The organism is Acinetobacter sp. YH12200 (genome assembly GCF_013418175.1).
GTDB lineage: Bacteria > Pseudomonadota > Gammaproteobacteria > Pseudomonadales > Moraxellaceae > Acinetobacter > Acinetobacter pseudolwoffii.
Genome location: NZ_VPCO01000034.1, coordinates 1 through 13,544 on the forward strand (window position 1 = coordinate 1; position 13,544 = coordinate 13,544).

General features: G+C 42.1%; 9 protein-coding genes and 1 pseudogene. 3 read left to right on the forward strand and 7 right to left on the reverse strand.

The window, feature by feature from the left end:
- Positions 1-128: 128 nt before the first annotated feature.
- Positions 129-1,928 (forward strand): annotated as a pseudogene (locus FTU90_RS14640) (Tn3 family transposase); the annotation flags it as partial.
- A 121-nt stretch (positions 1,929-2,049) separates the two neighbouring features.
- Here the strand turns inward: FTU90_RS14640 and FTU90_RS14645 are convergent.
- The 7 genes from FTU90_RS14645 to FTU90_RS14675 all read right to left on the reverse strand — a co-directional run bounded on the left by FTU90_RS14645 (position 2,050) and on the right by FTU90_RS14675 (position 10,559).
- Positions 2,050-2,697: a recombinase family protein gene (locus FTU90_RS14645; protein WP_053286164.1), complete on the reverse strand. Its 648-nt coding sequence runs from the start codon at positions 2,695-2,697 to the stop codon at positions 2,050-2,052.
- A 147-nt stretch (positions 2,698-2,844) separates the two neighbouring features.
- Positions 2,845-3,711, reverse strand: a complete 867-nt coding sequence (locus FTU90_RS14650; RefSeq protein ID WP_159138965.1) for a hypothetical protein — start codon at positions 3,709-3,711, stop codon at positions 2,845-2,847.
- Positions 3,702-4,946 (reverse strand): hypothetical protein, encoded by a 1,245-nt coding sequence (locus FTU90_RS14655; RefSeq protein ID WP_159138964.1) that lies wholly within the window; start codon positions 4,944-4,946, stop codon positions 3,702-3,704. The genes FTU90_RS14650 and FTU90_RS14655 overlap by 10 nt, the downstream gene beginning before the upstream one ends.
- Positions 4,943-5,575 (reverse strand): hypothetical protein, encoded by a 633-nt coding sequence (locus FTU90_RS14660; RefSeq protein WP_004676008.1) that lies wholly within the window; start codon positions 5,573-5,575, stop codon positions 4,943-4,945. The genes FTU90_RS14655 and FTU90_RS14660 overlap by 4 nt, the downstream gene beginning before the upstream one ends.
- A gap of 24 nt (positions 5,576-5,599) precedes the next feature.
- Complete coding sequence (locus tag FTU90_RS14665; RefSeq protein ID WP_078390059.1) at positions 5,600-9,319, reverse strand: ATP-binding protein; 3,720 nt, start codon at positions 9,317-9,319, stop codon at positions 5,600-5,602.
- 654 nt (positions 9,320-9,973) lie between these two features.
- Positions 9,974-10,246 (reverse strand): NadS family protein, encoded by a 273-nt coding sequence (gene nadS / locus FTU90_RS14670; protein WP_004896911.1) that lies wholly within the window; start codon positions 10,244-10,246, stop codon positions 9,974-9,976.
- Positions 10,239-10,559 (reverse strand): type II toxin-antitoxin system RelE/ParE family toxin, encoded by a 321-nt coding sequence (locus tag FTU90_RS14675; RefSeq protein WP_004896915.1) that lies wholly within the window; start codon positions 10,557-10,559, stop codon positions 10,239-10,241. The genes nadS and FTU90_RS14675 overlap by 8 nt, the downstream gene beginning before the upstream one ends.
- Before the next feature lie 243 nt (positions 10,560-10,802).
- Between FTU90_RS14675 and FTU90_RS14680 the strand changes: the two genes are divergently transcribed.
- Together FTU90_RS14680 and FTU90_RS14685 are read left to right on the forward strand one after the other, a co-directional pair.
- Positions 10,803-11,963 (forward strand): zinc ribbon domain-containing protein, encoded by a 1,161-nt coding sequence (locus tag FTU90_RS14680; RefSeq protein ID WP_180001801.1) that lies wholly within the window; start codon positions 10,803-10,805, stop codon positions 11,961-11,963.
- A 9-nt stretch (positions 11,964-11,972) separates the two neighbouring features.
- Positions 11,973-13,349: a DUF4041 domain-containing protein gene (locus tag FTU90_RS14685; protein ID WP_180073014.1), complete on the forward strand. Its 1,377-nt coding sequence runs from the start codon at positions 11,973-11,975 to the stop codon at positions 13,347-13,349.
- Positions 13,350-13,544 lie beyond the last annotated feature (195 nt).

Here is a 13,544-nt window from a genome sequence, read left to right on the forward strand (position 1 = left end):
AGTCGGCCGCACGATGAAGAGCAGAAGTTATCATGAACGTTACCATGTTAGGAGGTCACATGGAAGATCAGATCCTGGAAAACGGGAAAGGTTCCGTTCAGGACGCTACTTGTGTATAAGAGTCAGCCCTTGTTGCAATGGCAACCAGGCTGACCGCCACCATGGCCGACGATCCGCTCAATCATGTGCTCGACGGTTATCACCGCTTCCGCCGATACGCTCCACGCATGTTGCGCCTGCTCGATCTGCGAGCTGCGCCCGTTGCACTGCCGCTTCTGGAAGCGGTGACGGCCCTTCGTACCGGTTTGAACGATGCCGCGATGACCAGCTTCTTGCGGCCCAGCTCGAAATGGCATCGCCACCTTCGGGCCCAGAGGGCTGGCGACGCTCGCCTATGGGAGATCGCGGTGCTGTTCCATCTGCGCGATGCGTTCCGCTCCGGAGATGTCTGGCTTACTAGGTCCCGGCGCTATGGCGATCTGAAACACGCACTCGTTCCGGCACAATCCATCGCGGAAGGCGGTCGTCTCGCTGTGCCATTGCGGCCGGAGGAATGGCTGGCAGACCGGCAAGCTCGCCTCGACATGCGGTTGCGCGAGCTTGGCCGTGCCGCTCGCGCAGGCACGATCCCGGGCGGGTCGATTGAAAACGGCGTTCTGCATATCGAGAAACTCGAAGCCGCCGCGCCGACAGGCGCCGAAGATCTGGTGCTCGATCTCTACAAGCAGATCCCGCCCACGCGCATCACCGATCTCCTGCTGGAGGTGGATGCGGCGACCGGCTTCACCGAAGCGTTCACCCATCTGCGCACAGGAGCACCCTGCGCTGACCGGATCGGGCTAATGAACGTTATCTTGGCGGAAGGGATCAACCTCGGCTTGCGCAAAATGGCGGATGCGACAAACACCCACACCTTCTGGGAATTGATCCGCATTGGACGGTGGCATGTCGAGGGCGAAGCCTATGACCGGGCGCTGGCCATGGTGGTCGAGGCACAGGCAGCGTTACCCATGGCCCGGTTCTGGGGCATGGGCACGTCGGCTTCGAGCGACGGACAGTTCTTCGTCGCTACAGAGCAAGGTGAGGCCATGAACCTGGTCAACGCGAAATATGGCAATACCCCGGGCCTGAAAGCCTATAGCCACGTCTCCGACCAATATGCGCCGTTCGCAACCCAGGTGATTCCTGCAACGGCAAGCGAAGCGCCTTACATCCTCGATGGCCTGCTGATGAACGATGCTGGACGCCATATCCGCGAGCAGTTCACCGACACGGGCGGCTTCACCGATCACGTCTTTGCCGCATGTGCCATTCTCGGCTACCGGTTCGCTCCGCGCATCCGCGACCTGCCATCCAAACGGCTCTACGCGTTCAATCCGTCGGCCGCCCCGGCGCACCTGCGAGCGTTGATCGGCGGAAAGGTCAACCAAGCCATGATCGAGCGCAATTGGCCCGACATCCTGCGCATCGCCGCCACCATTGCTGCCGGGACCGTCGCGCCAAGCCAGATTCTGCGGAAACTCGCCTCCTATCCGCGGCAGAACGAGCTCGCGACAGCCCTGCGGGAAGTCGGTCGCGTCGAGCGCACCCTGTTCATGATCGACTGGATTCTGGATGCCGAACTCCAACGGCGTGCCCAGATCGGGCTCAACAAAGGCGAAGCTCATCATGCGCTGAAGCGGGCAATCAGCTTCCACCGCCGCGGTGAAATCCGCGACCGTTCCGCCGAAGGCCAGCATTACCGCATCGCCGGCATGAATCTGCTCGCCGCCATCATCATCTTCTGGAACACCATGAAGCTCGGCGAGGTCGTTGCAAACCAGAAACGCGATGGAAAGCTGCTATCGCCCGATCTCTTGGCCCATGTTTCGCCGCTCGGATGGGAACACATCAATCTCACCGGAGAATATCGCTGGCCAAAGCCTTAGCGTAGGATTCCGCCCCCTCCCGCAAACGACCCCAAAACTGCAAGTATGCAGTCTTGACCAGGCATCTAATTTATTCAAAAGATTTAGTAAGTTACTAAAGCTATTTTTTTTTTCAAAAAGGTCAATCAGATTGTAGATCAATTTGCTTTGAATACTTATTCCTATATCGAGTTAAAGTCATATAGGACACACCATAATCTTTAGCTATTTGAGTAAAAGAGTATGAATCATCCTTGTTTTTAAGGGTCTGAATTAACTCTTTTAATTTTTCACCTTCAATAGCAGGCGATCTTCCCTTGTATTTACCTTTCTTTTTTTTGGCTAACTTTATGCCTTCAGCTTGATTCTCTTTGAGTATCCCTCTTTCCAGTTCAGCTACAGCGCCTAAAACATGAAGTTGGAACTTGTCAAATTTGTCATCGGAATTGGGGGTGAAGTTCAGATTGTTTTTAATAATAGCTACTGATACGCCTTTGCTGTTTAGTTTCTGAATGATGGTCACAAGATCAATTAAACTTCGTGCCAGTCTAAAAACATCATGTGCGTACACAATATCGCCAGTACGGACATAATCGAGCATTTCCTGAAGTGCAGGGCGCTTGGCAGTTTTTCCGCTAAAGTGATCAATGAAAACTTTATCTAATTTAAATGGTAAATCGTGAAGCTGTCTTTCAGGGTTTTGGTCTTTGGTTGATACACGAACATAACCCACCCTTTGAAAAGGCGTGTTGTTAATTTGATCTTCAATATCTAAATTATCTGTTTTCATTTTGATTCTAACAAAACTATATAACCTCAATGTTATATCACATTAGATTAACAAAATAACCCTATTGTTATAGGATTTTTAGGAGTATTACTGTATAACAATATGGTATAGTCTAAAGTAACACCTTGAACTTTTGCAACAGTGCCCTTAAATTGCTATACACACCAATGGACCAAGCCGGTTCACGTTCTCTTGCATAACTGCAACTTTATTGAAGTTCACATGCTTCAAGATCGCTTTCATCGGCTCCGACATGCCTTCGGTTTCCGACAAATCCGAAATGTACTCTGACTGGTCTACATACTTATAGAAGTTGTTATCAGGGTGTTGTTCTTTAATGCTTTGCCAACATTGGGGAACCATCACAGAGACTGGTCTGATCAGGTTGAAATTATTGGCGATATTCAACCCATACAGGTCGAAATCGGTATACACCGCTACCGGACATTCTTCTGGCAGAACTTCAAGCAACTGATTGACTGACCGGCAGTTCTTACCATGCCCCCTGTAAAGGAATAGGCTGTCTTGCCATTCGAGTGGAACTTGCTGATACCAGTCCGAAATCCGTACAAGCATAGTGCCATTCTCAATAATGATCAGCTTCCTGATTTTTTCTACTGCAAGATGCTCTAAGGACACGGCTGTTGTCACGCCAGGATGTGCAATGTGCATCTCACCGGACTTTAACGGTAGTTGTGCATTGATCGCAGCAAACCAAAGCTGCTCACCGAAAACGCTGGCATTGCCAGACTTTTCATTTATACGATGATCAGCAAGCGATATTCGGTCTGCATTGGAGTCATACGTTACCTCTGGCTCCGTTTTTACATGCTTTCCGTACAGAACCCGAAGCACATCAAGATCTGATTCACTTAGATGCAGCTCACGTTTGATGATGCTGCCGATCTGCATGTCTTTGTTCAGCATTGTCCATGTCTTGTTAAGCTTCACCACTCTGGTTTTAAGCTGTAAAACCGTCTGAATGATTGAGAGTTCTCTTTGCCCTAAGCGCATTGCATCACCTTTCCGTTGCTGTCTTTGCGACGAAACACGATATCTGAAATGTAGTAGTTGCCATTATATTTAGCATCCGTTTCACCCACTAACTGCAACTCAAGATGGTTTGAGTGGTTGAGTTCAAACTCATACAGGAGGCGACTAATCCAGTATTCAAATTTGCATCCAGGCTCTAGGCGTATGTAGGCGTTCTTTGCTGATATTTCATTGATTGCCGGACTGCCAAAAGCGTCAAAGAAGAAAAATGCAGCTTTATCCAGAGATGAGACTGCCTTCACTATCGTATGCGTTGCCTTCTCTACCGGTGGGCGTTTTTTTTCAACAACTGGACCATCTTTTTTAACACGCTTCTGATTGGCTGTCTGAGCTACCGCAGATAAAGTGTTCTCAAAATCCTCAAGGTAGATATCGGCACGAGCTTTCAGCTTGATAAGTGGTACACGACGGAAGCTATCAGGTGTCTTGTTGAAATCAATATCGGCATTCAGCGTCCGGTTGTTGGCAAAATGACGGTGCAGCGCATCAATCAGATTGATTCGCTCCTGGGTTTTTATGTCCTTTTTCCATTCAAAGAGTTGCTTGTCCAGTCGGTGATGGCTGTGGTTCATTTCTTCAATGGCTTCAAACACGCTTGGCTTGAGACGTTTGGAGATCACTCTCTGCAAGTCTGCATCACCTACCGCCAATTCATCCATCGTATTTGGTGAAAGGATTTCCAGTGCCGTAATTAGCATTTTGGCAGTCTTTAAGCTTTGTTCAGCCTTACGCATTTTCATGTCGTAGTTGTTGAACAGCGACAGATACTCAAAGCACTGATCGGCAAAATTGGTCATGTTCTCGCTGATATTGTTTGAAAGCTCAATAATCAGGTCACTTGCTTCAACCTTTAATACTTCGGCACTTTCCGGGTCCTCGACTTTTGACAAGGCATAGTCGGTACTCACCGTTTTGATACGATCAATCAGACCGCTAATGTCGGGTGCGGAAATGTTGCGTTTCTTTCTGTTTTTATAGAAATTCACAAACTCAATGACGAAGTTTCTTAGATGCAGCGTGTTTTTTTCTGCATCCAGATACCCAAGATCGCAAGACAGCAAATTATCAATCAAGGATTTGTTTGATTCATTGACCTGAATAGACGAACTGGTAAACATGATTGCTTCGGCAATAGCATCAATGTTTGCAGAGAAAACCTTCGCCCCACGTTCAGCCGGATTCACGAAGTCGATCATAGTAACTCGCCCTGCTCCACATCATCTGTTTGAGTGATATCAATCGCATTGTGTTCGGCAAGGTACTCAGCTTCATCGTAGAAAATCGACCAACGTGAAGTTGCCAAAAACTCAGTACCCACAACCCCAACCGGCACTAAATATTCGCGCTGTACCAAAAACTGAATAACACCGTTGATCTGGTCTTTCACTGTGCTTGCGGTCTTACCCAACTTTGCAGAGAGTTCTTTTAGCCCTTTTTGGACATGCTTGGACTTCTCCACTTCAACCAGGATTTCACCAGACGTAATTCTGTCGCCTCCAATCAGAGGTTCATTGCGCCCCCCTGCCTTTCTGAACAGTCGCAGCCAGTCCACAAGTGGCTCCATTTTGCTGACGTTTTCCTCAAACTGTTTGGTGATGACCTTTTTGATCTCAGGGTCACTTTCAATATCAAGGTAAATCAGGAAATACCCACCACCGCACGGTGTCTGAATACACTTTTTGCCTAGAAAACTAATATGGTTGTTTAGTTGATCTAAAAATTCGACATCATTCAAAAACTCAAAGTTCTCAAAATCACTCCACTGGTCAATTAGATAACCTTCTAATAATTTGGTCGCTACTTTTGTTAATCGTTTATCAGCCATTTAAAATTCTCCACTTTTTCCCTATTAGACTGGTTCTGCTGCAAGCAATGGGTTATCGCCTTCGATTTCCAGTGGAACAACAGTGCTGACACCATTGGCTCCAACAATGTAGAGATTCTTAAACTTGTGGTTAGAGGTTGAGTTTTCCGGTTGAGCACAGACCAGATAGATTTTGTTATGGTCCATCATGTCGAACAGCAAATTGGTGTTGATCGCATCAAAGTTGCCAATCTCGTCAAGCGGGATATGGATGTAGGTCGAGTTATCAGGGCATAACTTCCGTGACAATGCGAGGAACATGATCAGCACCAGAATACGTGACGTTCCTGTACTCCCTGCACTGGTAAAGTCGTTGTCAGTACGCAGCTCGGCAAGACGACCATTGTTCATCACGCTCATTTTCAGACGTACCATAGAGCGGATATCATCAGTATGTCCTTTGGTGCTTTCAATTGCCTTTAAGGTGTATTCACAGCAACGAATGAAATCCTCGCTCGGAATGGAGCTGCTTTGCATGTTTTCAAAGGATTGATAGTCCTCACACTGCAAAACAAACTGATTGAGCTGATCTAGGGTGTTCTTGTCATTCAGCACACTTTCCAGATTCATTGAGAAGTCAGTGAATGCCTTGAACTTGTTGCTACGGTTCAGGTAGCCAGACAGTTCCGTAGATACGCTCTTTAAACGCTTATTTAGATTAAGGATTTCCTGAATATAGTTACGCAACTGAGCCGATTTATTACGGAAAATGTTTGTGACTGCATCATGCTTTTTCGGCAAGTCGTAGTCCATGATGCTTTCGATGGTAGACATGGAGTTAATGGTGTTCATGGTTTCACTGGTAGTCCCCATACTCTCCATCTTTTCCTCAAACAGCTTGAACAGAGAGAAGGCTTCATATTTGCGCAGTAATGCCTTAGAAGCGTTTGTCTGCAAGCGTAATTGATAAATCTGTTTCTTCTGTGTATCAGCCAACGTACCCAGATCACGAGAGAAGCTGTCGAAGCTTAAAAACTCAGGTCGATCTACCTCTACCAATAGGATATCGTCATCGAACAGGTTTTCGATTTCACGCCCCTGTTTATCCAGCTTTTTGATTTTCTCCCTGAAATCTTGTGCACTCGCTTCAAGATTGTCCACTCTTGTACGAAGGGAGGTTCGGACTTGTTCAAGCTCACTTTCCAGTTTGGAAAGATTGTGGCTGTATTCAGATACAAGTTTCAGAGCTTGGTTCATGTCCTCGATATGGTTCTGCTTGTACTGATAGTGGTTTTTCTTCCACATATCGTACTCAGCCAAAATGCTTTCATAGCCTTTGACTTTGGTGTGCTGTGCAATCGCAGCCTTGATCTTCATTTCTGCCTGTTTCAGGATATTTTCATCCACGCCTTGCTCACGCAGTTTGCTGTGATACAGGTTGGTCAAATCATCCATCTTGGCTTGATAGCTGCTCTCTAGCTGCTTTTCCTTTGTGGCAATCAGGTCAAGCTTGATACGCAAGTCTGCATAGGACGCATCATAGCTCTCCTTTAAGCCATTTTTTTCAAGCATGTTGGCTGATCGAAGCTCACCACGTTTCTTCGGCTCAATCTGATTGTTGAAAGTTTGCAGCTCGTATTTCGCTCTATTTACAGCTTCTTGCTCAATACGTGTAGCTTCTGCCTTCTTCGCTTTCAGCTCTTTCTCAGTCTGGTCATAAACCTGTCGGGCTTGCTGCTTCTCGTTTTGCAGGGTATTTAACTCATTTTCGAGTTTAACAACTGCAATATTGGTCTCGTTGATCTCTCTATGGATGGACTGAGCCAGATGCGATTGCTTGTCGTACTGCTCAACCAAAGAAGCCGTGTAAATCTCGGCATCTTTCAGACGTATTTGTAGTTGCTCAAGACTGTCGGCTTCCCCTGGAATCTCCAACTTGTTCAGGTCTATTTCAAGACCATAGAGGCTTAGCGCATTGGCATTCACGCCAGTTTGCCAGACAGGGTTCAGGTTGGTTTTGAAGAAAAGCTCAGGATTGATGACCTTCGCAATGGTAGTACGCCAGTCCACATCTTCATTCGGTGCATCATTCAGGAACCGTAGCAAGGTGTCTTTCTGGAACAGGGTTGTACGCAGATTCTCTTCTGACTGCTTGGCTTTCTCAAGCTTGGCTTTTAATCCATTAAGATCATACTGCGCCTTGTTTTGATCAAAATTAAGTTGTTTAAGCTTGTTTTGAGCCGCTTTCAATTCGTCAGACTTTGCAGACAAGGTATTCTCTTTGACTTCATAAGCCAACTTGAGGCGCTGTAGCTGTAGGTTTTCTTCATCCGTAAACAGTGTTGATTGGTGCATGCGCTCCATAGCTGCTGACTGGATATCCAGAAGCCTTTGACGTTCACTGGAAATTTCTTGATCAAGAATTTGGAGCTGTTCAGCCTGTTTGCGCTCAAGCTCTTTCACCTTGAGATCAAAGCGGTTTCGCAACTGGTTGATTGCCTCCTGAACCTCGTTAGATTCAGCATTAAGGGCTTCACTGGATGCCATTTTTTCACGAAGCAAATCTGCTGAATGCTTGTCGTACTCGCGGTTGATATTTTCGTAGCTTTCAGTCAAAAACTGTTTGTATTTCTTCGCTTCTTCAATCTCGTTGAAGTAGTGCGCACGTTTCTTATATTCCTGTTCCATGACGGAAATATTCATGTCTTGATAACGTCTTTCCGCAACTTCAATATCATGAATTGCCTGTTTAAAGTTACCTGCAGACTTTTCTTTTACTGCAATCAGCTCTTTGACTTGTACAATCTGGTTATTCAGGTTACGGACTGTCTCATTCCCTTTGTTCTTTACCGCATAGATTTCATGCTCTATCGAACTGATCTGCTGCTCGTAGTTCACCACATGGTCCCGGAGTACCAACAGGTGTGCATGAAGCGCATTAAAGGAGGCTAAGACCGCATTCTTTAACTGAATGCCAGAGATAATCTTCTGCTTTTCCGATTGAAGGCTTTGTAGGGCTTTCACATCATTGATGGTTGCTAACCAATCTGCGGTAGAGGTTGGTTTTGTTTTGATTTTCTCGTTGTCCAAATACGCTTCAATTAACATGGTTTTGAAGTTTGAGACAACATTGTTCTGGTTAATCGTTACCTGGGTCAGATTGCTCAGGAATTTTAGCTGTTGTTTGCTTCCAGACAGTGAATAGCGGTTGCATAAATCACGAAGGTTTCTTTCACCTGTCAGTCGTGATTTATCTGCAGTCAGCGTATAGATATATTCAGGGATGCTGTCGATCTGACGGCTCACATCAACGCCAGATTTATAAACCTGATCAAATACGTCTTTCACATTCTGAGAAAGACCCAAGATTTCCAGACTGCTCTCACTTAATAGCGTATCTTCCGCGCATCCATCAACAAATCGGTAGTTGTGCTTGCCCTGATTATTATTGCGATACAGCACCACACACTTTGTACCTGAGTGAGCAAGGTATTCAAAAATCACCATGCTTCGACTGCTCGGCAAATAGTAGTCTACGAAATTTTTCTTGTTTGCAGCTTTCTCTATTAACCCATTTGGTGAGGCACCAAAGAAAATAGGAATCAGGTTCAGGAATGAGGTTTTCCCTGCACCGTTGATACCGGTAATGTTTGTATGACCACCACTAATATCAACTCGGAATAGTTTAGATGAAAGAAAAGAATCATAAAGAATGATTGACTGTAAACCTTTCATAGAGGTTTCTTGAGGGTTAATAATACTCATTATATACCTTTTATAAATATTCATAAGTCTAATGGATACTTCAATTTTAAATAAAAACTGTAACTTTCCCTGATCTTATACTTTTATTAAATATAATGGCGGTTATCCGACATAGACACCAACATATCAAACCGTCCGCTAAGAAAATTGCAAAAGCGCATATTCTAAAAGCGGACATTTTTACTTTGGAGAAACCGGACATTTCTACTTTGGGCTTACAACACTTGTATATTAATTGAAATATCAGCAACTTATTAAAATCAGAAAAATGCAAAAATGAGCAAAAAGCCGATTTTGAAACAAGTCGGCTTTTTTATGAGCAGTTTTGATAGTTCTTGCCAATAATTCTGTATAGAAAATGATCAATTTTGGCATTTTCCCAATGTTCTCAGCTCTTCCAGGGCGAAAACTATCCCCAATTACTGTGGATGAAATTTAGGCTATTTTGTACGCCCTGGCGCACAACAATCTCGGCTCTTTGCGGCTACCTGGAACAGTGGAATTTTCCTATGATGAACTCATCAGGAACAGGAAGTTCCATAACATAAAACAAAAATTATAAGTTATTGCACATGGACCAGAGGGTACAACAGCACAATCAGCAACAATAAAAAACCCCGGCAGGATGCTGGGGTTTTTTATTATCTAAAATTTTTAAATCAGAGTTGGATGGGCATCCAGAATGCGAATTAGAGTCGCTGCAGGACCAGTCGGATAGCGACGGCCTTGTTCCCAGTTTTGCAGGGTTCTGGCACTGATATGCAAACGTGCAGCAAATTCAGCTTGGGTTAAGCCTGTCTTCTCACGTACTTCCTTAATATCCGGCAATTCAAGCTCAGTTACCCGGCTTGCTTTCATTTCATTGCGTTTGATGGCACCAGCTTCTTTGATTGAAGCAACCAGGTCATCAAATAAGTTGTTATCCATGAAATTGCTCCTTCACTAATTGACGCAAAATAGAGGTCTCTTTGTCTGTCAGGTTATCTTTCATAGACTTTGGATAAGCCACCAGGAAAAATATCTGATCATCTTCTGTGACCCAGTAATAGATCACACGGATACCGCCACTTTTACCTTTATTACCTTGAGCACAGCGTACTTTACGAATGCCACCGCCATTCTTGATTAAGTCACCTTTATCAGGCTGTACCAAGAGATCTTGCTGGAGCTGACGATACTCTTCATCACTTACAAGCTCTTTGATTTGCTTGGTAAAAATACTAGTTTCAATGAATAGCATAGGTTTAAGTACGTCAATGGCGTATAAGAATTTTAGCAGTTTTAAGATAAAAAAACGAGAGCTTCAAAAGCTCGTTCCATATAAACCGTATTATCTTAATTCTAGGAATGTCAAAAGATGAAGAAATAGGATTAATAGATGTTTATACGACATATTTTGACGTATCTATGATCAAATTCAATCAAACACTCTCATAAAGAAATATAATCGAAAAATAACTTAATATTAATTTTGGTAATTTACATGATAAAAGTTACGGATTTAAAGGGTAAATTTTTTTTAATTGATGATGAATATGTTTTATCTGTACAAGCCTCAATCATTGTTTCTAAAGATGAAGATGGATATGTTCAAAACGAATATTTTGAATTTGTAAAAGTTTTAGATGAAGATGGATTTGAGATTGACGAAATAGGTTTATCATTTAATCCTGCTTATCCTGATAAAGAATTATTTTCAACAAACGTACTCTCTCTTGAGAACAAGTCTCAGATAAAAGAAATTAAAAAATTACAGCTTTTTAATAAATTGGTAGATGTTCAAGCTTTGAGTAATACTCAAATAAATAGTTCTTTAGTTAATAAGTTAGAAAAAAATGCCTCTACCTCATCATCTCAATGGGTATCACATTTAGCAGCAAAAATTATTTCAAAATCAGACGAAGTTGTAGTGAGTGTAAAAGCTAGTATATGCCCGCAACCTGACGAAGATCAGTATGTACAAGATGAGTATTTTGAGTTTGCTAAGTTATTAGATGAAGAAGGCTTTCAATTAGAAGAGGTAGGGATTGGATTTAATAACACAAAACCATTGATAACAACTAACTCTACTGCAAAAATAGAATTTCATGATAAAAATTTAGTAGATAAAATTAAGTATATTCAATTATTTGATTTAATAGTCAGCATAAATTCCTCTTTAAAAAACTCTTCTACATATGAAGTAAGTGAAAAACCTGAAATCTCTCCCAAAGGTACTATTAGAAATAAAAGTTCTTGTAAAGAATGTAATGCAGAAATTCCTTTTGGAGTAGATATCTGTGACGCATGCCGATCAGAAAAATTAAAAAAAATACATGGTGTAGCAGCCACAAGACCTTCTGAAGCTAGTAAAAAATCCGTAAGTTATTGTGAGCAATGCAGATGTGAAGTTCCTTTCGGGGCAAAAATCTGTGATTCTTGCCGATCACAACAGTTAAAAAGAATCCACTCAGGCGAAAAAAGTAAGCTTCAAACAAATTCGATAGTCCAAACAACTACTCCCAAAAATGAATGGAAACCTTGGCCACCTAAGGCACCAGAAACTGTTATTCGCACTGAAAAAGAACCGGAAAAAATAGGGGTAATTGGTTGGATTATCATTATTGCTATTGGTTTTTTATTGTTAAGTTCTTGTTTTGGATAAGGTTTTAATATGTCATATTTTTGGTTCTTAATCGCCTGTATATTGGGATTTATAGTTTGGAAAAGCTATGAAAAAATAAATCAATATAAAAAAGATATCTCAGATCAACAAAAGAAATTGTATGAGCAAAGCCAACAATTAGACTTAGTTAATAGAAAATTAAATCGAGTTGGGGAGGTTGAGCAAGTCATTAAAAATTTAACTGCTCAAATAGAAGAGATGAGATCTGATTATTTAAGTAAGAAGAGTTATTTGGATGAAGTAGAAAATCGTTTAAAACTTTATTCCAATGATCTAGAACTTATTGATCAGGGCATATATGAACCTGTTTTTTCTTTTGATTTAAGTGATGAATACAAACAAGCTCTTCTTAGAAATAAAGAAACTCAAAAGGAAATGATTAAACAAGAAAAAGCTGTCATTTCTGAGGAGGTTTGGGAAATTGTTGGAGCCAATGGGAAGAAAAAGAGTGGAGAAAAGCTGACAAAAAACAATATTCATCTGACATTACGGGCTTTCAATGGTGAATGTGATGCAATCATTTCTCGAGTCTCTTGGTCAAATATACATACTGCTTCTAAAAAGATTGCAGATACATTTAATAGCATCAACAAAAAGAACGAGATAAACCTTATTTATATTAGCCAAGCATATTTACAACTGAAATTAGATGAATTGCATTTAAAATTTGAATACTTAGAAAAGCTTCAACAAGAAAAAGAGGAAAGAGCAGAACTTAGACGTATTCAGCGTGAAGAGGAAAAATTACTTGAAAGCATAGAAGATGCTGAAGAACAAGAAAGAGAGTATGAAGAAAAATTAGCAAAGATACGCAAAGAAATTGAAAAATCAGCTGGTGAAGAACAAGTTCGCTTGCAGGCACAAATTGATTTACTAAATGAACAGTTAGAAGATGCTCATCAAAAGAAAGAACGAGCTCTATCAATGGCTCAACAAACAAAAATGGGTTATGTATACATAATTTCAAATATTGGAGTGTTTGGAGAAAATATTTATAAAATTGGTTTGACTCGTAGAATAGATCCTTTCGAACGTATCAATGAATTAAGTGATGCAGCACTTCCTTTCAAATTTGATGTACATGCCATGATTTATAGTGAAAATGCTCCTGAACTTGAGTCAAAACTTCATAAACATTTTAATGATCGACGTATAAATAAGGTGAATTATAGAAAAGAATTTTTTGAGGCCAAATTAGAAGAAATCCGAGAAATCGTTAGTCAATTTGGACATGATGCCCTTTTCCATACCATTCCTGAAGCAAAAGAATATAGACAAACCTTAGAAATAATTGAAAATATTAATAAGGTTATGCTTGAAAAGCCAACCATATTAAATGTGAATCCGCTTCCAAATTCTATCTAAGGAGTACCAGGATACTTTAGTTAAGGTGTCCTGGTATTTAACATAAAATCTCATATATGAAATTTAACTGTTATTCACCAATTAAAATGTCTATGCGATAAACCATTTAAAATGTCCTGTTTTTAACTGCAAGAGTCAAGCACAGGATTTAAATTTCTTTGTTCAATAACCGCTTTCTGAGCTTTACGACTCGGC

Excerpts from the sequence above, each read along its gene's own strand:
- FTU90_RS14675 (WP_004896915.1), bottom strand. The coding sequence starts at position 10,559 with ATGCTATTCATTGAAACTAGTATTTTTACCAAGCAAATCAAAGAGCTT.
- FTU90_RS14685 (WP_180073014.1), top strand. The coding sequence starts at position 11,973 with ATGTCATATTTTTGGTTCTTAATCGCCTGTATATTGGGATTTATAGTT.
- FTU90_RS14650 (WP_159138965.1), bottom strand. The coding sequence starts at position 3,711 with ATGCGCTTAGGGCAAAGAGAACTCTCAATCATTCAGACGGTTTTACAG.
- nadS (WP_004896911.1), bottom strand. The coding sequence starts at position 10,246 with ATGGATAACAACTTATTTGATGACCTGGTTGCTTCAATCAAAGAAGCT.
- FTU90_RS14660 (WP_004676008.1), bottom strand. The coding sequence starts at position 5,575 with ATGGCTGATAAACGATTAACAAAAGTAGCGACCAAATTATTAGAAGGT.
- FTU90_RS14680 (WP_180001801.1), top strand. The coding sequence starts at position 10,803 with ATGATAAAAGTTACGGATTTAAAGGGTAAATTTTTTTTAATTGATGAT.
- FTU90_RS14645 (WP_053286164.1), bottom strand. The coding sequence starts at position 2,697 with ATGAAAACAGATAATTTAGATATTGAAGATCAAATTAACAACACGCCT.
- FTU90_RS14655 (WP_159138964.1), bottom strand. The coding sequence starts at position 4,946 with ATGATCGACTTCGTGAATCCGGCTGAACGTGGGGCGAAGGTTTTCTCT.
- FTU90_RS14665 (WP_078390059.1), bottom strand. The coding sequence starts at position 9,319 with ATGAGTATTATTAACCCTCAAGAAACCTCTATGAAAGGTTTACAGTCA.